Genomic DNA, 18097 nt, shown 5'->3' with positions numbered 1-18097 from the left:
CGGTACGACGTACGGACGCGAGAGGGGCGGTCCCGCCGCACGCGGGACCGCCCCTCACGTCATGCCGCCCTCCGGGCCGGCCGCTCCCGCCGCGCTCCTACTGGGCGCGGTCGAAGTCGATGCCGCTGTAGGCGCGCAGCTTCGACAGCCGGTGGGTGGAGTCGATCTGCCGGATCGTGCCCGACTTCGAGCGCATGACCAGCGAGGACGTGGTCGCGGTCTCCGAGCGGTAGTGGACGCCGCGCAGCAGCTCGCCGTCCGTGATGCCGGTGGCGACGAAGAAGACGTTCTCGCCGGACACCAGGTCGTGCGTGGTCAGGACGCGGTCCAGGTCGTGGCCGGCGTCGAGCGCGCGCTGGCGCTCGGCGTCGTCCTTCGGCCACAGCTTGCCCTGGATCGTGCCGCCGAGGCACTTGATCGCGCAGGCCGAGATGATGCCCTCGGGGGTGCCGCCGATGCCGAGGAGCAGGTCCACGCCGGTGCCCTCGCGCACCGCCATGACCGAGCCCGCGACGTCGCCGTCCGAGATGAACTTGATGCGGGCGCCCGTCTCGCGGATCTCCTTGACGATGCCCTCGTGGCGGGGGCGGTCCAGGATGACCACGGTGACGTCCTCGACGGCGATGTTCTTCGCCTTGGCGACGCGGCGGATGTTCACCGAGACGGGGGCGTTGATGTCGACGAAGTCGGCGGCCTCGGGGCCGGTGACGAGCTTGTCCATGTAGAAGACCGCGGACGGGTCGAACATGGTGCCGCGGTCGGCGGCCGCCAGGACGGCGATCGCGTTGGGCATGCCCTTGGCGTTGAGCGTGGTCCCGTCGATCGGGTCCACGGCGATGTCGACCTCGGCACCGGTGCCGTCGCCGACCCGCTCCCCGTTGAAGAGCATGGGGGCTTCGTCCTTCTCCCCCTCGCCGATGACGACGACGCCGTTCATCGAGACGGTGGAGATCAGGGTGCGCATCGCGTTGACGGCGGCGCCGTCGGCGCCGATCTTGTCGCCGCGGCCGACCCACCGGCCGGCGGCCAGGGCCGCGGCCTCGGTGACCCGGACGAGCTCCAGGGCGAGGTTGCGGTCGGGGGAGTCGGGATGTACTTCGAGCTGGGGCGGCAGGTTGTGCTCGGTCATCGGAGCGCACCTTTCTGTACGACGACGGCCGGGATGTGAGGGTGCTGGAACTCTATCGGTACGTCGACATATTGAGCAGAGCGGGTCACGTATGAGCGGAATATCGGTCAAGGCGTTGGCGTGAGCGGACGTCTTGCGTCCCACCGTGCGCCTACCCGCGCACTGACACGGCACCCCCCGGCGGTGATCGCCCCCCTGGGATGCGGGACGATGGTGCCGTGGCAGGTATGAAGGGCAAGCAGACGGTCTGGGACATGGTCCGGTCGCTGGCGGTGATCGGCATCGTCGTGGCGGGGATCTACCTCTTCGTCCCGCACGACGAGGACGCGGATCCCACGCGCACCGTCGACTACCGGGTGGAGACGCTCACGGCCCGGCGCGCGGCGCCGTACCCGGTGGCGGCCCCCGCGGGGCTCTCCGGGGAGTGGCGGGCGACCTCGGTGACGTACGAGCGCAAGAACGCCAACGCCTGGCACCTGGGCTTCCTCGGCCCCGGCAAGGAGTACGTGGCGGTGGAGCAGTCCACCGACGTCTCGCCGAAGTACCTCGCGAAGGTGACCCAGGGCGCGAAGGCCGGCGGGAAGACCGAGCAGGTCGGCGACCGGGCGTGGGAGCGCTGGGAGGGCGAGAAGTACGACGCGCTCGTGCGGCAGGAGCAGGGCTACGTCACGGTCGTGACCGGCACGGCCCCCTTCGAGCAGCTCGCGCGGATGGCGGCGGCGCTGGAGTTCAAGCAGGGCCCGGACGCCCCGTAGTCCCCCTGACGCACGTGGAAGAGGCCGCCCGCCCCGGGATTCCGGGGCGGGCGGCCTCTTCGTGTGTCCGGGCGGCTGCTCAGACGGTGGTGACGACCTGGTCGAAGTCCAGGCGCGGGCTGCGCGGGAACCAGGCGTCCTCGCCCGGCTTGCCGATGTTGACGACCATGATCGGGGTGTGGTCGTCGTCCAGGAACTCCTTCTGGAGGCCCGCGAAGTCCACACCCGTCATCGGACCGGCGGCGAGGCCGGCGGCGCGGACGCCGACGATGAAGTACGCGGCCTGGAGCGAGGCGTTCACCAGCGCGCTGTGCTCGCGGACCGGACGCTCGGTGAAGAAGTCCTTGGCCTGCGGGTAGTGCGGCAGCAGCTGCGGGATCTCCTCGTGGAACTCGTTGTCCGCGGAGAGGATCGCGACCAGCGGCGCGGCGGCGGTCTTGGCCTGGTTGCCCTGGGCCATGTGCCGGACGAGGCGCTCGCGGGCCTCGGGGGAGCGGACCAGGGTGACGCGCAGCGGGGTGGCGTTGAACGCGGTGGGGCCGAACTTCACCAGGTCGTAAATGGCCTGGACCTGCTCCTCGGTCACCGGCTCGTCGGAGAAGGTGTTGGCGGTGCGGGCCTCGCGGAACAGCAGGTCCTGAGCGGCGGCGTCGAGAACGAGAGACATCGGAAAGCCTTCTTCTGTAAAGAGGTGAAGCGCGATGTCTCCGACTCTACGGCGAAAGTAGATGAAATTTCAACTAAATTGGCGTGGGGTGGTCCAGATCACTCCGGCCGGCCCGCACCGTCCCCGTCCGGCCCGTCCCCGTCCGCCCCGGCCCCGTCGTTCCGGGCGGCCAGCGCCGAATCCAGCCGGGCCCGGGCCCCCTCCAGCCAGTGCCGGCAGACCTTCGCCAGCTCCTCGCCGCGCTCCCAGAGCGCCAGCGACTCCTCCAGCGAGGTTCCGCCGGCCTCCAGCTTGCGGACGACCTCGATGAGCTCGTCGCGGGCCTGCTCGTAGCCCAGCGCCGTATCGGTGTCAGTCATTCCCGTATCCCGTTCCCATCGTATGTGTGTGGTACATCGAATTTGTTGCCGGAGTGTGTCGTCTTCAGCCCGCCCCGCCGGTGTCCGCCGGACCGTCCACGACCTCCACCGAGAACGCGCCCGCCGCCACCCGCGCCCGCAGCACCTCGCCCGCCGCCACCTCCTCCGGCGCGCGCACCACGTGCCCGTCCGCCCGCTGGAGCACCGCGTACCCGCGCTCCAAGGTCGCCGCCGGGGACAGCGCCACCACCCGGGCCAGGGTGTGCTCCAGCTCCGAGTCCGCCCGGTCCAGCAGGTGGCCGAGCGTGCGCCGGCCGCGCGCCAGCAGGGCCTCCACCTCGGCCTCCCGGGTCTCCACCATCCGCTGCGGATGCACGAAGACCGGCCGCGCCAGTGCGTGCGCCAGCCCCCGCTCCTCCCGGTCCAGCAGCCCCCGCAGCGCCCGCAGCCCCCGGCCCTGGAGCTGGCGCACCCGCTCCAGCTCCTCCCCGACGTCCGGGACGACCTTCTTCGCCGCGTCCGTGGGCGTCGAGGCCCGCAGGTCCGCGACCAGGTCCAGCAGCGGGGAGTCCGGCTCGTGCCCGATCGCCGAGACCACCGGCGTACGGGCCGCCGCGACGGTCCGTACGACCTCCTCGTCGGAGAACGGCAGCAGGTCCTCCACGCTGCCCCCGCCGCGCGCCACGATGATCACGTCCACCCCGGGCAGCGCGTCCAGCTCCTTGACCGCCCGCACCACCTGGGGCACCGCGTGCACCCCCTGCACGGCGACGTTGCGGACCTCGAAGCGGACCGCCGGCCAGCGCCGCCGGGCGTTCTCCAGCACGTCCCGCTCGGCCGCCGACGCGCGCCCCACGACCAGCCCGATCAGCTGAGGCAGGAACGGCAGCGGCTTCTTGCGGTCCAGCGCGAACAGCCCCTCCGAGGCCAGGGACCGCTTGAGCCGCTCCAGCCGCGCCAGCAGCTCCCCGATGCCGACCGGCCGGATCTCCGTCACCCGCAGGGACAGCTGCCCGCGCGGGGCGTACCACTCCGGCTTCGCCAGGACGACGACCCGCGCGCCCTCCGTCACCGCGTCCGCGACCTCCTCGTAGACCTGGCGGAAGCAGGTCACGCTCACGGAGATGTCGTGCGACGGGTCGCGCAGCGTCAGGAAGACCACCCCCGCACCCGGCCGCCGGGACAGCTGCGTGATCTGCCCCTCCACCCACACCTGACCGAGCCGGTCGATCCAGCCCCCGATGAGCCGGGACACCTGACCGACCGGCAGCGGCGCATCAGCCGACGTATTCAGAGCCATGCACGCAGGCTAGCCGCCGGGGCCGACACCGGTACCGGGCCCGTCGGACCGGTCCGCGGCGCGTCGGCCACGCTGGGCCACCAGCACGCACAGCCCCACCACCAGCCACACGGCCCCCACGACCTGAGCCTCCCACGAGGCCTCGACGATCACCGCCACGGTCACCGCCGCCCCCAGCACCGGCGCCACCAGGTGCTTCCACCAGTTCGGCGGGCCCTCCGCGCGCCGCACCACGAACCAGCCGACCACCGAGGCGTGCAGCAGGGTGAACGCCACCAGCGCCCCCACGTCCACCACCGACACCAGGTGGTCGAGCCCGTCGTCGCGCCGGGCCGCCCACACCGCCGCCACCAGCGTCACCGTCGCCGCCACCAGCAGCGCGGCCCGCGGAGTGCCGTCCGAGGTGCGCGCCAGGAACCGCGGCAGCCGCCGCTCCCGGGCCATCGCGAACAGCAGCCGCCCGGCCGCCGCCTGCCCGGCGAGCGCCGCGAAGGCCGCCCCGATCGCCTTGCTGACCGCCACCAGGTCGTGCAGCCACGTCCCGGTCGAGGACTCGACGGTGTCGTAGAACGCGGGCCCCTGGAGCGCCGGGTCCGCGGCCAGCTCCGCCGAGGACACCGGCGCCAGCAGCGCCGCCAGATAGGTCTGCGCGACGAACAGCACCCCGGTCAGCGCCAGACAGAACAACACCGCCCGCGCCACCCGCGCCGAGCCGCCCGTCACCTCCTCGGCGAACGAGGCGATCGCGTCGAAGCCCAGGTACGACAGCACCGCCACCGACACCGCGCCCAGCACGGCCGCCGCCGAGAAGCCGAGCGGGCCGTCACCGGTCAGCGGCGAGAGCCAGCCGCGCCGTGCCCCGCCGTCCGCCAGCGCCACCACCGCCGCGACCAGGAACACGAGCAGGACCACGATCTCCATCGCCAGCACGGCGAACCCCACCCGCGCGGCCGCCCGTACGCCCCACAGGTTCAGCAGGGTCGTGATCACGACGGCGAGGGCCGTCCACACCCACCGCGACACCTCCGGGACCAGCGCGTTCATCGCGATCCCGGAGAACAGGTACGCCACGGCCGGGATCAGCAGGTAGTCGAGCATCGCCATCCACCCGGCGATCAGCCCCGGCCCCTCCCCGAGCCCCTTGCGGGCGTACGTGAACACCGAACCGGCCTGCGGGGCCACCCGCACCATCTGGGCGTAGCTGAAGGCCGTGAAGGCCATCGCGACCGTCGCGACGAGGTAGACGAGCGCGACCGCCCCCTGCGACTTCGCGTCCAGGGTCCCGAAGACCCCGACCGGCGCCATCGGGGCGATGAAGAGCAGACCGTAGACGACCAGGTCCCGGAAGCCGAGGCTCCGCCGCAGGGCGGTGGGCGCGGGCGTACCGGAATCCGTGACGGACGCCATCCGTCCTCCGAGGGATAGGCGGGACAGGCTTTCGGGCAAGTGTGTGCCGGACGGGGGACGTACGGCCTGCTGGAGCCCCCCGTACGATGGAGGACATGACTGCACCCGCCCCCGCTCCCGCATCCCGCCGCGTCCTGCTCGCCGCCCCCCGCGGCTACTGCGCGGGCGTGGACCGAGCCGTGATCGCCGTCGAGAAGGCCCTGGAGCAGTACGGTGCGCCGGTCTACGTACGCCACGAGATCGTGCACAACAAGTACGTCGTCCAGACCCTGGAGAAGAAGGGCGCCATCTTCGTCGAGCGGACGGAGGAGGTCCCCGAGGGCTCCATCGTGATGTTCTCCGCGCACGGCGTGGCCCCCGTCGTCCACGAGGAGGCGGCGCGCGGCAAGCTCGCGACGATCGACGCGACGTGCCCCCTGGTCACCAAGGTGCACAAGGAAGCCATCCGCTACGCGAACGAGGACTTCGACATCCTCCTCATCGGCCACGAGGGCCACGAGGAGGTCATCGGCACCTCCGGCGAGGCACCGGACCACATCACCATCGTGGACGGCCCCGACGACGTCGCGAACGTGACGGTGCGGGACGAGTCGAAGGTCGTCTGGCTGTCGCAGACCACCCTCTCCGTCGACGAGACGATGGAGACGGTCGACGCCCTGAAGACCAAGTTCCCGCTCCTCGTCTCCCCGCCGAGCGACGACATCTGCTACGCCACCTCCAACCGCCAGGCCGCCGTCAAGGTGATGGGCGCCGACTCCGACCTCGTCATCGTCGTCGGGTCGAAGAACTCCTCGAACTCCATCCGCCTCGTCGAGGTCGCCCTCGACGCGGGCGCGCGCGCCGCCCACCTGGTCGACTTCGCGAGCGAGATCGACGAGGCCTGGCTGGAGGGCGTCAGCACCGTCGGCCTCACCTCGGGCGCCTCCGTGCCGGAGGTCCTGGTCGAGGAGGTCCTGGAGTGGCTGACCCAGCGCGGCTACGCGGACGTCGAGATCGTCAAGACCGCCGAGGAGTCGATCGTCTTCTCGCTCCCGAAGGAACTGCGCCGCGACCTGCGCGCCGAGGCGGCGGGGCTGGTGGCCGGCGGGCCGGACGCCTGACGGCCTGACCCTGACGGCCGGGAGCCGGACCGACTGACGGCCTCGCCCCGGCTCGCGTGGTCCCGGCCCCGGCCACTGGCTCGCGCGGCGGCTCGTTCGTTTCGTACGGTGATTCCATGCAGATCTTCGGTGTGGACATCGGCGGTTCCGGGATCAAGGGCGCTCCCGTGGACCTGGACCGCGGCGAGCTGGCGCAGGAGCGCCACAAAGTACTGACACCGCAACCGGCCACCCCCGAGGGGGTGGCCGACTGCGTTGCCGAGGTGGTCGGCGCCTTCTCGTGGACGGGGCCGATCGGGGTCACCTTCCCCGGCGTGGTCACGCACGGCATCACCCGGACGGCCGCCAACGTGGACAAGGGATGGGTCGGCCTCGACGCGGCGGCCCTGCTGTCCTCCCGGCTCGACGGCCGCAAGGTCACCGTCCTCAACGACGCCGACGCGGCCGGGATCGCGGAGATCACCTACGGGGCGGGGCGCGGGGTCGCCGGCACGGTCATCCTGCTCACCCTCGGCACGGGCATCGGCAGCGCCGTCTTCCGGGACGGGCGGCTCGTACCGAACACCGAGCTCGGCCACCTCGAACTGAAGGGCCACGACGCGGAGACCCGCGCCTCCGTCAAGGCCAAGGAGGACGAGGACCTCAGCTGGCACCACTGGGCGCGGCGGCTGGAGAAGTACCTGGCCCACGTCGAGATGCTGTTCTCCCCGGACCTCTTCGTCCTCGGCGGCGGCGTCAGCCGCAAGCCCGAGAAGTTCCTCCCGCTGATCGAGGGCGTCCGGGCGGAGATCGTCCCGGCGAAGCTCCAGAACGACGCCGGGATCGTCGGGGCGGCCATGGCGGCCCGCGACGACCAGGCGGGGTAGCCCCCGCGCACTCGGGGGAGCGGCTAGTACGCCGCCGTGCTGCGGCGGGCGGCGCGCCGGCGTCCGCTCAGCGCGGCGCGCCGCGCCAGCGCGATGAGGGCGGCGACCAGGGTGCCCGCGTAGAGCCACCCGGCGTGCAGGGAGAGCGCGGAGACCACCCCCATGAGCTGCCCGGCGAAGCCGCTGGAGCCGCCCGAGACGGGCCACACCCCGGCGGCGAAGGCGATGGGGACGGAGACCGGCGCCGTGATCAGGTCGGCGGGCCGCACCCACAGGGCCGTCGCGGCGGCGACCGGCAGGAAGAGCAGCCCGTACACGAAGAGCGAGGAGCCGAAGAGCAGCCAGGAGATCCCGGCGGCCAGCAGCATGCCGGTGCACGCGAGCAGCCCGCCGCCCAGCCCGGTCAGCCGGGGCCGGGGCATCCGGCGGGCCATCGGCGGGCGGGGCCGGGGCCGCTGGGCCTGTGCGGGTACGCCGCCGCCCGGGACCGGGCGGCGGGGCGCCTGGGGCGACTGGGGCGCCTGAGGGTGACGTACCGAACGCATCCTGTATTGCTCCACCCCACCAAACTAGGCGGGAGGCCCCCCGTACGGGGCCCTGGACACGCGTACATCCAGTGCCACTCATCTGAAAGTAAACTGTCCGGTGGCCCACTCCGGGCCGCCGCCCCCTCCAGCTACGGGAAGTCGCCAACGTGTCGCTCACGATCGGAATCGTCGGCCTGCCGAATGTCGGCAAGTCGACCCTGTTCAACGCCCTGACCAAGAACGACGTGCTGGCGGCCAACTACCCGTTCGCCACCATCGAGCCGAACGTCGGCGTCGTCGGCGTCCCGGACCCGCGCCTGGCCGTCCTCGCCGGCATCTTCGGTTCGCAGAAGGTCCTCCCGGCGACGGTCGACTTCGTCGACATCGCGGGCATCGTGCGCGGCGCCTCCGAGGGCGAGGGCCTGGGCAACAAGTTCCTCGCGAACATCCGCGAGTCGGACGCGATCTGCCAGGTCATCCGTGCCTTCAAGGACGAGAACGTCGTCCACGTCGACGGCAAGGTCTCGCCGAAGGACGACATCGAGACGATCAACACCGAGCTGATCCTCGCCGACCTCCAGTCCATCGAGAAGGCGGAGCCGCGCCTGACGAAGGAGTCCCGCCTCCAGAAGGAGAAGGTCGCGGTCCTCGCGGCCGTCGTCGAGGCGAAGAAGATCCTCGAAGCCGGCGACACCCTCTTCTCGAAGGGCATCACCAAGGGCACCGAGCGCGGCGACCTCCTGCACGAGCTGCACCTCCTCACCACGAAGCCGTTCCTGTACGTCTTCAACGTGGACGAGGACGAGCTCACGGACGAGGCCTTCAAGGACGAGCAGCGCGCGCTGGTCGCCCCCGCCGAGGCGATCTTCCTGAACGCCAAGCTGGAGCAGGAGCTCATCGAGCTGGAGGACGACGAGGCCCTCGAACTCCTCCAGTCGGTCGGCCAGGAGGAGCCCGGCATGGCCACCCTCGGCCGCGTCGGCTTCACGACCCTCGGCCTCCAGACGTACCTGACGGCCGGCCCGAAGGAAACCCGCGCCTGGACCATCAAGAAGGGCGCCACCGCCCCCGAGGCCGCGGGCGTCATCCACACCGACTTCCAGCGCGGCTTCATCAAGGCCGAGGTCATCTCCTTCGCCGACCTGGTCGAGTGCGGCTCGGTCGCCGAAGCCCGCGCGAAGGGCAAGGCCCGCATGGAGGGCAAGGAGTACGTCATGCAGGACGGCGACGTGGTGGAATTCCGCTTCAACGTGTAGTCGATTCGTTACTGCATGTTAGCCAAGTTCGTCAAACGTGCAGGTCAGAAGGGGTCGGACTCGTCAGAGTCCGACCCCTTCCGCATTCCCGTGCTGACTTGGTGCTGACTTTCAGCCGCTTCGGGGCGGCGTGAGCTTGTCGAGGTCCAGGTTGATCGCGAAGGGCACCGGGCGCTGGAGGGTGCCGCGAAAGATTCCGGTGGGGGCGTAGGCGCCGGTGGGTTCGTCGAGCTCGTAGACGTGGACGACGGGTGCCCCGTCCTCGTCCTCGATGCGCCAGTAGTGCGGGATGCCGGCCTCCGCGTACTTGCGGAGCTTCACTGTGCGATCGCGATGGGCGGACTCGGGTGACACCGCCTCCACAACGAGCTTCACGTCCTCCGGGGCGTACCAGGTGCGGTCGGGGTCGTAGGGCAGGTTCGTCAGCAGGAGGTCCGGCTCGGGGCGGTTGCGGGCGTCGAGGCGGATCGTCATCTCGCGCTCAACCTCGAAGCCGGCCGGTGCCTGCGCCATGAGCGTGGTGGTCAGGGCGGTGACGAGGCGGCCGTGCCACGACCGCTGGGGCGACATCATGAAGACGAGGGCTCCGTCGATCAGCTCGGTGTGGCGGGGCGCCTCGGGGAGGCGGTCGAGGTCCTCCGCGAACCAGCCTTCCGCGCGCGGCGGGCGCATCCAGTCGGGCAGTGCGGTCATGGCTTCACGGTAGCGCCTGTTGCGGCCCAAGTCGGTGGACCGGTGTCCGGCATGAACGACCCAGACCGCCATCTCTCCGTTGTCGAAGGTGTAGACGACGCGGTCACCTGCCTGGCGTGTGGTCGCGGCGGATCGACGACGAGCAGCGCCTCGTCTACCTGGTGACAGAGAAGGAGATGGTCGTTCTCGCGGCTCGGTACCGCGTCGTCACCGGCCACCCGCCTGGCATCCGGCCGTGGGCGGCTCATCGGTCTCGGGGCCGGGCGGGCCGCGGCGCCGGGCTGCTCGACGGGTGGTGGATGTCCGCGTGCCCTTTCCGGTGGGGGGTGGGGGAGGATGTGCGTACCGAAAGGGCCGCCGGTCGGGGGTGGTTGGCAAGGGTGGAGGGGGGAGCGCGGTGTCGGGAACGTCCGTGTCGCGACGTGCGGTCAAGAAGTGCGAGCAGGCTTGGTCGGAGGGCGTGGAGTACCTGAGGCGGGGGAACCGGCCCGCCGCGGCCGGGGCCTTCGACGCGGCCGTCGGGCACAACCCGCTGGAGGCCGACGCCTGGCTGGGTCTCCATGCCGTCGGCCGGCGCCAGGGCGAGGCAGTCGAGGCGATGTACGGGGACTCGCGCTCCTTCGGGGCCCTGCGCACGAGGCTCCGGACGCCCTTGGCCTCCCGCTTCCAGATCGGCGGGTACGTGAACTTCCGCCTGGAGTCGTCCCGGGACCTGTGGCTGGCGAAGGCGGCGAAGCTGCTGGACGAGGACCGGCCCGACGAGGCGTGGCGCATGCTGTCCTCCGCCGTGCTCGACTGCGACGAGACCCGGTTCGTCCTGGCGCGGTACGCCTTCACGAAGCGGGACTGGCCCCTCCTCCTGCGGTTCGCCCAGGGCATCGGCGACGCCTTCCTGCTGGACGAGTCGCAGCTCTACGTGGCCGCCGGCCTGGTGGCGCAGGGCGTGTGCCACGAGGCGCTCAACGTGCTGCACCCACTGCCGCACGCGCTCCGGGACAACGCGGGCTTCCTCGGCGAGGTCGCCTACCTCCGCGGGCGTGCGTACGAGGAGACCGGTCGGGCCGAGGAGGCCCTCAAGCAGTTCCAGCGGGCCTTCCGGTACAGCCCGGGGCTGGTCGACGTCGCCGAGCGGGCCGGGGCGGCTGTCCCGGCCGGTGCTTCCGTGCCGGCCCAGGCGACCGCCGCTCCGGACCGGGTGCGGCAGCAGGCGGCAGAGGACGCCCCGGGCGGCGCCGCGGGTCTCAGCGACGACGAACGTACGGCGATGCTCGATGCGGCGATGGCGGAGCTGGACGGCATGGTGGGCCTGGCGCCGGTGAAGCGCCAGGTGCGCACCCTGTCCGCGCAGCTGCGCATGGCCGCCGCGCGCCGGGCGCAGGGGCTCGGGGCGGCGCCGTCCCCGGTCCACCTGGTGTTCGCGGGGCCTCCCGGTACCGGGAAGACGACGGTCGCGAGGATCGTCGGCCAGGTCTTCGCCGGGCTCGGCCTGCTGGAGCGGGGGCACGTCGTCGAGGTCCAGCGGGCCGACCTCGTGGGACAGCACCTCGGCTCCACGGGCCTGAAGACGACCGAGGCCGTCAACAGGGCACTGGACGGGGTCCTCTTCGTCGACGAGGCGTACGCCCTGGTCAACGCGGGGTACTCGGGCGGGGACGCCTTCGGGCAGGAGGCCCTCCAGGTGCTGCTGAAGCGGGCCGAAGACGACCGGCACCGCCTGGTAGTCGTCCTCGCCGGGTACCCGGAGGAGATGCGCGACCTCCTCTCCGCCAATCCCGGTCTCGCCTCCCGGTTCAACACGCGGGTGGACTTTCCGGCCTACTCGCCCGACGAGCTGATGCTCATCGCCCGGTCGTTCCTCCGGGTCCAGGGCGATGTCCTCACCGAGGACGCGGAGGCCGGGCTCCGGGCGGCGTGCGGACGCGGCGTGGCCGACGGGACGGTCGAACGGCTCGGCAACGGCCGCTTCGCCCGGGAGGTCGTCCGGAAGGCGGCTGCCCTCCGGGACCTGCGGATCTCCGAGCTGCTCGGTGGCCTGGACCCTTCTCCGGACGAGTTGACCACGATTCACGTGGCCGACATCACGGACGCCTACCGGGACCTGACGGAGGGGCTCCCGCTCACCCCGTGACGCCGGGAGGCCGGGCCGGCGGTGGCAGGAGTGCAGCTCACCCGGTCGGCCCCCGGTGTCAGAGGCCGCGGACCGAGGCCACCGTGAAGGTGGTCGGGGTGCCCGTGGAGGGGGTCAGGGGGCCGCCCTTGTCGAACTGGGAGCGGACCACCAGGGTGCGGCCCGGGCGGTGGGTCAGGGTGGTGGGGATCTGGAGGGACGGGTCCGTCAGGGTGCGGGTCAGACGGGCGCGGGTGCCGTCCGGGGTGAGCTGCCAGCGCGTCAGGGTGTTCGGGGTGTTGTGGGCCACCCGCAGGGCGCCGTCGGCGGAGAGGTCGAGCCCGTCGGCGGCCTTGAGGTCCCCGCCGGTCAGGGTGACGCGGCTGACGGCTCCGCCGCGCAGGTCGACGCGGTAGAGGTCGCCCTCCGGCATGTCGACGGCGAGGAGGTAGCGCCCGGCCGGGTCCGACACGATGCCGTTGAGGCTGAAGGCGCCCGCCGGACGGGGGCGCAGGGCGGGCGTCAGGTCGTACGCGGTGAGCAGCGGGCCGTCGCCGGCGGCCAGCTGGGCGGGGGTGACGCGGTAGATCACCCCGCGCACGCTGTCCGTCAGGTAGGCGGTGCCGTCGGGGGTGACGGTCAGGTCGTTGACGAAGCGCGGGGCGTCGCCCGGGATCTCGAACCGGGCCAGGCGGGAGCCGGTCCGGGTGTCGTACACCGTGACGCCCTTGGTGGAGTCGGTGACCCACAGGCGGCCCCGGGCGTCGACGCGCAGGCCGTTCGCGGTGGTGCGGCCGTCGGCGCCGGCCGGCAGGAAGACCTCGGCCGTACGGGCGCCGGGGCGGGCGCGGTAGACGGTGCCGTCCGCGTACGAGCCCACGTAGACCGTGCCGGTACGGGCGTCGGCGGCTATGCCCTCGGGGTAGACCTTCGCGCCGGGCAGCGTGAAGGCGGTCGCGACGCGGGCGTCCGTGCCGGGCTGTGCGGCGCCCAGCGACAGTGCCGCCGCGGTCAGCGTCAGGGTGAGGGGCAGGAGCTTCGACAGCTTCGGCATGGGTGTTCCCTTTCGATCAGGTGTAGGCGAAGAGTAGTTAGAGCTCTAATGATTGGCAAGGGTCGTAGGATGCCCGCATGACCTCCATGCCCGCCGAGGAGCGCATCGGCTCGCACATCAAGCGCGCCGAGCAGGCGCTCCTCGCGGCGAAGAACACCGCCTGCAAACCGGCCGCAGTAACGGTTCCGCAGTACGCCGCCCTGCTCTGGCTCGGCGAGAAGCCGGGCATTTCGGCGGCTGCCCTCTCCCGGCTCTGCGGGGTCACCCCGCCGACCATGAACACCGTGCTGAAGAACCTCCAGGAGCGCGGGCTCATCGAACGGACGCCGCACGAGTGGCACCGCAACGTCCTGGAGACCCGCCTCACCGAGGAGGGCCGGGCCGTGATGGAGCAGGCCGACGCCGGCGCCGTACGCGTCGAGCGGGCGCTCGCCGCCGCCTTCTCCGCGGAGGAACGGGAGCGGCTCATCGAGCTGCTGGGGCGCTGCGCGGAGGTGCTCGACGCCCTGAAGTGACCGCCCGCGGCCGCGGGGCGCCCGGGGGCGGTCCGCGTGGGCGTCCGGGAGGCGTCCGGGCCGGCACCAGAGGTTCAGCGCAAGTTTTTGCCGTGTTTTGGAACTCCCCGGGGCGTTCGCCCATCAGGACTAAGGGGATGTCCAGCCGTTCTGTCCCGCCCGGGACAGGCATGACCGTTCGGAGCGAAGTCCGTGCACCAGTACCCGCAGCAGCCGTCCAGCCGCGAGCCCGGGCGCGCGCCCAGGCGGTCCCGGCGCGCGGTGTGGATCAGCGCGGGCGTCGCCTGCGCGCTGCTCGCCGGCGGCGGTGGCTTCGCCGCCTGGAAGTACGAGTGGTTCTCCGGGAACGGGGAGGCCGTCAGCTTCGGCAAGAACCCGGCGCCCGCCGCCGACACCGGGGCCAAGAAGAAGTCCCCGGAGACCGCGGCCACGCCCACTCCGAGCGGCGACCCGGACGTGCTCATGCCCTCCGGACCGAAGTCCGCCTTCAAGCAGACCGCCAAGCTCGACGACGGCACGGTCATCGCCAAGACCCGGCTGACCGGCGCCAAGTCGGGCTTCGAGGGGGACGTCTGGGTGTGGGCCCCCAAGGAGTACGACGACCCCAAGTACGCCAAGAGCGCCTTCCCGGTCCTCATCGCGCTCCCCGGCGGCAACGGCTACCCGGCGAACTACTGGTCCGACCGCAGCCTGGGCCTCCAGAAGGCCGTCAGCGAAGGCGTCAAGGCCGGCACCAGCCTGCCGTTCATCCTGGTCATGCCCGTCCTGAACCCGGACGCCAAGTACTACTACGACGGCTCCGACATACCCGGCCAGGCCAAGATGGGCACCTGGATGGCCGAGGACGTGCCGGACTTCGCCCGCGCGAACTTCCGTACGTACAAGTCCCGCGACGGCTGGGCCTTCATGGGCAACTCCTCCGGCGCCTTCGTCGGCCTCAAGCACGTCATGCAGCATCCGGACAAGTTCAAGGCCGTGATCGCCAACGGCGGCGAGATCGTCCCGGACTCCCCGCTGTGGAAGGGCCACCAGGCGGAGATGGACGCCAACAATCCGGAGAAGCTGGCCCAGAAGCTGATCGACACCAAGGGCCCCGAGGTCCTCGTCGCCTTCCAGTACGGGACCAAGGAGGGCGGCCGCGCCCGCCTGGACAAGTTCCAGCAGCAGTTCGGCAAGGGGCCCGTCAAGGTCACCATCCACGAGATCGTGGGCGGCGACCACAACGGCTGGGACTACGTCCGCGGCATGAAGGAGAGCGCCTTGCAGGAGGTCAGCAAGGTGCTGAAGGCTCCGAAGCCCGACGCGGGCTGATCCGGGACCCGGCCCGGCCGGACCGTCCCGCCCCCGTTCCCGCCCCGTTCCCGCCCGGGGCCACGTGGCCCTCGCCACGTCGCCCCGGTCCCAGGCAACCCATACGGTCGTTCACACCTCTGTCAGGTGTGTAAGGGGGACCTATCGGTCCGACTCGCGCCCAACCAGGGCGCCGGAGAAGGAACGGGAACAATCCGTGCAGCATGACCAGCAAGGCGACGAAGGCCCCGCGACCGGGGGCCACCGTCGCCCGAAGCGCCTGCGTCCGCTCCTGATCGGCGGACTCGTCTTCGTCCTCGCCGCCGGGGGCGGCGCGGCGGCCTACAAGGCGGGCCTCTTCTCGGACATAGGGGATCCGGTGTCCTTCGGGAAGATCCAGGAGTCGGCGGCGGCCGAGGACATCCGGCCGGGGGTGCTCATGCCCACCGGCCCGAAGGCCGAGTTCACGCGCGCCAGCCGGCTGCCGGACGGCACGCAGATCGCGATGACCACGCTGACCGGGGCGAAGTCCGGTTTCACCGGTGACGTGTGGGTGTGGGTGCCGAAGGAGTACGACGAGCCGCGGTACGCCAAGAGCGGCTTCCCGGTGCTGATCTCCCTGCCCGGAGGCCGCGGCTACCCCAAGAACTACTGGGGCACCGGGCCCGGCCTCGGCCTCCAGCAGGCCGTGATCGACGGGGTCAAGGACGGCACCAGCCTGCCCTTCATCCTCGTCATGCCAGTGATCAACGCCGACACCAAGCACCACTTCGACGGCTCGGACATCCCCGGCCAGCCGAAGATGGGCACCTGGATGGCCGATGACGTCCCGGATTTCACGAAGGCCAATTTCCGCACCTTCACCTCCCGCGACGGCTGGGCCTTCATGGGCTCCTCCTCGGGCGGCTTCGGTGCCTTCAAGCACGTCCTGAAGCACCCCGAACGCTTCAAGGCGGCCATCGCGAGCGGCGTCGACATCGTCCCGGACTCCCCGCTGTGGAAGGGGAACCGGCAGGCCATGGACGAGAACAACCCCGAGAAGCTCGCCGAGAAGCTGATCAGGGCGGGCGGCCCGGACGTCTACGTCAACTTCCAGATCGGCACCAAGGAGAGCGGCCGGGACCTCGCCGAGAAGTTCATGAAGGAGTACGGGAAGGGCCCCGTGCACACCCGGCTCCAGGTGATCCAGGATGGTGAGCACAACGGAAAGTCGTACGTACGCGGCATGAGGGAGGGTTCGCTGGCGTGGATCAGCAAGGTGTTGCAAGCGCCGACCCCCGACCCCGCCGTGCCCTGAGCCCGGTGCTGAGGGGCGCTTCGGCGGCCGCCGCCGCGGGGATCGCGGCGGTGGCGGGACTCGTGCTCCTCAAGGCGTCCGAGGACCGGGCGGTGCATCCGTTCCCCACCGTCGGCGTGCTCATGGCGGGCGGGGAGCACTGGTGCACGGCGAGCGTGGTCGACAGCCCCGAGGGCAACGTCGTCGCCACCGCCGCGCACTGCGTGGCCCCGGCCGGTGAGGACGGTCAGCCGGGCGAGGTCGCGCACGACGGCCTCGCCATCGGCGAGCTCGCCTTCGCCCCCGCCTTCTCGGGCGAGGGCGCCGGCACCCAGCCGCTCGGCGTGTGGAAGGTCCGCTCGATCCACGTGGACGAGCGCTGGACGAAGTGGGGCGAGGACACCGCCGACTTCGCCTTCCTCACCGTCGAACCGGACGAGGACGGCCGCAGCGTGCAGGAACGGGTCGGCGGCGGCGAGGCGCCGAAGCCCGACTGGACCTCCGGGTACGAACGCGAGGTGACCGTCGTCGGCTACCCGGAGTCCGAGCACAACCCGCAGAACAAGCCGGTCTCCTGCACCACCCAGACCCGCCACGACGACGAGGACCCCGACATGCTGTACATCAGCTGCTCGGGCTTCTGGACGGGCACCAGCGGCAGCCCCTGGATCGCCGACCGGGGCGGCACGGGCCAGCCCGGCCGGCTGATCGGGGTGCTCAGCGGCGGCGACACGGACGTGGACTCCACGGCCGCGCTGTACGACGAGCGCGCCAAGGCCCTCTACGAGCGGGCGGCCCGGGGCTGAGCCCCGCCGTCCCCGGCGCCCGCCGCTACTTCTTGCGCTCCGTGCTGACGATCACGCCGACCGCCGCCACCACGATGCCGCCGCCGAGCAGGATCGGCCAGGTCAGCGCCTCGTCGAGGATCAGCGCCCCGAGCGCGACGGCGACGACCGGATTGACGTACGCGTACGTGGACACCAGCGACAGCGGCGCCGCCTGGAGCAGCCACGCGTACGCGGTGAAACCGACCACCGACCCGATCAGCACGAGGTAGGCCAGCGCCAGCCAGGAGGCGGTGGAGAAGGAGCCGGGATCCAGGCCGCGCTGTTCGCCGCGCAGCAGGCCGACGACGACCCCGCCGACCCCGCCCGCGAGCATCTGGTAGGCGCTGCCCGTGAAGGGGTTGCCCGGCAGCGGCAGCTTCGACGCGGAGAACGAGCCCAGGGACCACAGCACCGCCGCCACGACGACCAGCAGGACGCCCGACAGCCGGACGGCGCCGGTGAGCCCGGGACCGGTCAGCACCGCCAGCCCGGCGAGACCGACCAGTACGCCGCCCAGGGTCCGCGCCGGCGGCCGGTCCCCGGTGGCCGTCCGCAGCAGGACCACCCACATCGGCACGCTCGCCACCAGCAGGGCGGCCAGCCCGGACGGCACGCTGGTCTCGGCCAGCACCACCAGGCCGTTGCCGCCCAGGATCAGCAGCAGGCCGACCAGGACCGCCGAGCGGACCTGCGCGCCGGTGGCCTTGAGGGCGGCCGGCCCGAACCGCCAGGCGACGATCCCGGTCAGCACCAGGCCGGCGGTGATGAAGCGGGCCCCGGCCGAGAGGAACGGCGGCATGGTCTCGACGACGATCCGGATGCCGAGGTAGGTCGAGCCCCAGACCACGTACACGAGGGCGAGCGCGGTCCAGACGGCGCCGGTGATCTTGCGGTGCGGGGGCGCGGCGGGGCCGCTCTCGACCGGGGTTGAGGTGCGCATGTCCGGATCCTAGGGTCGTTGGCCCTTGC

Annotated in this window: 18 protein-coding genes and 1 pseudogene; 10 read left to right on the top strand and 9 right to left on the bottom strand. The window is 71.8% G+C overall.

Translation table 11 applies throughout. The annotated features are described in order from the left end of the window. Positions 1-97: 97 nt before the first annotated feature. Positions 98-1129, bottom strand: coding sequence for a class II fructose-bisphosphatase (gene glpX / locus ABZZ17_RS06245; RefSeq protein WP_356872569.1), 1032 nt, complete (start codon positions 1127-1129; stop codon positions 98-100). Between the two features lie 227 nt (positions 1130-1356). On the opposite strand from glpX, the gene ABZZ17_RS06240 reads away from it, so the two are divergent. Then, on the top strand, positions 1357-1884 hold the full coding sequence (locus tag ABZZ17_RS06240; RefSeq protein WP_356872860.1) for a DUF4245 domain-containing protein: 528 nt from the start codon (positions 1357-1359) through the stop codon (positions 1882-1884). 79 nt (positions 1885-1963) lie between these two features. Here ABZZ17_RS06240 and ABZZ17_RS06235 read toward each other — a convergent pair whose 3' ends face one another. The 4 genes from ABZZ17_RS06235 to ABZZ17_RS06220 all read right to left on the bottom strand — a co-directional run bounded on the left by ABZZ17_RS06235 (position 1964) and on the right by ABZZ17_RS06220 (position 5617). After that, the gene (locus ABZZ17_RS06235) at positions 1964-2551 is read right to left on the bottom strand and encodes a malonic semialdehyde reductase (protein ID WP_356872567.1); all 588 of its coding nucleotides are present in this window, start codon (positions 2549-2551) and stop codon (positions 1964-1966) included. A gap of 98 nt (positions 2552-2649) precedes the next feature. After that, positions 2650-2910, bottom strand: a complete 261-nt coding sequence (locus tag ABZZ17_RS06230; protein WP_356872565.1) for an exodeoxyribonuclease VII small subunit — start codon at positions 2908-2910, stop codon at positions 2650-2652. A gap of 64 nt (positions 2911-2974) precedes the next feature. Continuing rightward, positions 2975-4210, bottom strand: coding sequence for an exodeoxyribonuclease VII large subunit (gene xseA, locus ABZZ17_RS06225; RefSeq protein ID WP_356872563.1), 1236 nt, complete (start codon positions 4208-4210; stop codon positions 2975-2977). Between the two features lie 9 nt (positions 4211-4219). After that, positions 4220-5617: an APC family permease gene (locus ABZZ17_RS06220; RefSeq protein ID WP_356872561.1), complete on the bottom strand. Its 1398-nt coding sequence runs from the start codon at positions 5615-5617 to the stop codon at positions 4220-4222. An 86-nt stretch (positions 5618-5703) separates the two neighbouring features. Here ABZZ17_RS06220 and ABZZ17_RS06215 point away from each other — a divergent pair, with 86 nt between their 5' ends. Both ABZZ17_RS06215 and ppgK read left to right on the top strand, forming a co-directional pair. Further along, positions 5704-6717: a 4-hydroxy-3-methylbut-2-enyl diphosphate reductase gene (locus ABZZ17_RS06215; RefSeq protein WP_356872559.1), complete on the top strand. Its 1014-nt coding sequence runs from the start codon at positions 5704-5706 to the stop codon at positions 6715-6717. Between the two features lie 116 nt (positions 6718-6833). Then, positions 6834-7583 (top strand): polyphosphate--glucose phosphotransferase, encoded by a 750-nt coding sequence (ppgK, locus tag ABZZ17_RS06210; RefSeq protein ID WP_356872557.1) that lies wholly within the window; start codon positions 6834-6836, stop codon positions 7581-7583. 23 nt (positions 7584-7606) lie between these two features. Here the strand turns inward: ppgK and ABZZ17_RS06205 are convergent, their stop codons facing one another. Continuing rightward, complete coding sequence (locus tag ABZZ17_RS06205; RefSeq protein WP_356872555.1) at positions 7607-8128, bottom strand: DUF6542 domain-containing protein; 522 nt, start codon at positions 8126-8128, stop codon at positions 7607-7609. Between the two features lie 149 nt (positions 8129-8277). Between ABZZ17_RS06205 and ychF the strand changes: the two genes are divergently transcribed. Continuing rightward, positions 8278-9366: a redox-regulated ATPase YchF gene (gene ychF, locus ABZZ17_RS06200; RefSeq protein ID WP_356872553.1), complete on the top strand. Its 1089-nt coding sequence runs from the start codon at positions 8278-8280 to the stop codon at positions 9364-9366. Positions 9367-9477: 111 nt separating this feature from the next. On the opposite strand, the gene ABZZ17_RS06195 is transcribed toward ychF, so the two are convergent. Continuing rightward, a complete protein-coding gene (locus ABZZ17_RS06195) occupies positions 9478-10059 on the bottom strand; it encodes a Uma2 family endonuclease (protein ID WP_356872551.1) in 582 nt (193 codons plus the stop codon). Between the two features lie 98 nt (positions 10060-10157). On the opposite strand from ABZZ17_RS06195, the pseudogene ABZZ17_RS06190 reads away from it, so the two are divergent. Both ABZZ17_RS06190 and ABZZ17_RS06185 read left to right on the top strand, forming a co-directional pair. Next, positions 10158-10259 (top strand): annotated as a pseudogene (locus ABZZ17_RS06190) (type II toxin-antitoxin system YoeB family toxin); the annotation flags it as partial. A 212-nt stretch (positions 10260-10471) separates the two neighbouring features. Continuing rightward, entirely contained in the window at positions 10472-12187 is a 1716-nt protein-coding gene (locus tag ABZZ17_RS06185) for an AAA family ATPase (protein WP_356872549.1), read from the top strand. Between the two features lie 58 nt (positions 12188-12245). Here the strand turns inward: ABZZ17_RS06185 and ABZZ17_RS06180 are convergent, their stop codons facing one another. Next, positions 12246-13220 carry an SMP-30/gluconolactonase/LRE family protein gene (locus tag ABZZ17_RS06180; protein WP_356872547.1) on the bottom strand — a complete coding sequence of 325 codons (975 nt, stop codon included), beginning with the start codon at positions 13218-13220 and terminating at the stop codon, positions 12246-12248. A gap of 77 nt (positions 13221-13297) precedes the next feature. Here ABZZ17_RS06180 and ABZZ17_RS06175 point away from each other — a divergent pair, with 77 nt between their 5' ends. From ABZZ17_RS06175 to ABZZ17_RS06160, 4 genes are all read left to right on the top strand, one after another. Then, positions 13298-13735: a MarR family transcriptional regulator gene (locus ABZZ17_RS06175; protein ID WP_356872545.1), complete on the top strand. Its 438-nt coding sequence runs from the start codon at positions 13298-13300 to the stop codon at positions 13733-13735. A gap of 192 nt (positions 13736-13927) precedes the next feature. Next, a complete protein-coding gene (locus ABZZ17_RS06170) occupies positions 13928-15046 on the top strand; it encodes an alpha/beta hydrolase-fold protein (protein ID WP_356872543.1) in 1119 nt (372 codons plus the stop codon). Between the two features lie 196 nt (positions 15047-15242). Further along, on the top strand, positions 15243-16322 hold the full coding sequence (locus ABZZ17_RS06165; RefSeq protein WP_356872541.1) for an alpha/beta hydrolase-fold protein: 1080 nt from the start codon (positions 15243-15245) through the stop codon (positions 16320-16322). Between the two features lie 5 nt (positions 16323-16327). Continuing rightward, positions 16328-17107: a trypsin-like peptidase domain-containing protein gene (locus tag ABZZ17_RS06160; RefSeq protein WP_356872539.1), complete on the top strand. Its 780-nt coding sequence runs from the start codon at positions 16328-16330 to the stop codon at positions 17105-17107. 25 nt (positions 17108-17132) lie between these two features. Here ABZZ17_RS06160 and ABZZ17_RS06155 read toward each other — a convergent pair whose 3' ends face one another. Continuing rightward, on the bottom strand, positions 17133-18068 hold the full coding sequence (locus tag ABZZ17_RS06155; RefSeq protein ID WP_356872537.1) for an EamA family transporter: 936 nt from the start codon (positions 18066-18068) through the stop codon (positions 17133-17135). Positions 18069-18097 lie beyond the last annotated feature (29 nt).

Origin of the sequence: Streptomyces sp. NPDC006512, assembly GCF_040611935.1 — a bacterium.
Taxonomy (GTDB): Bacteria; Actinomycetota; Actinomycetes; order Streptomycetales; family Streptomycetaceae; genus Streptomyces.
Note: the sequence above shows the minus strand (reverse complement) of the source record. Positions and strands in the feature narration are given on the sequence as shown.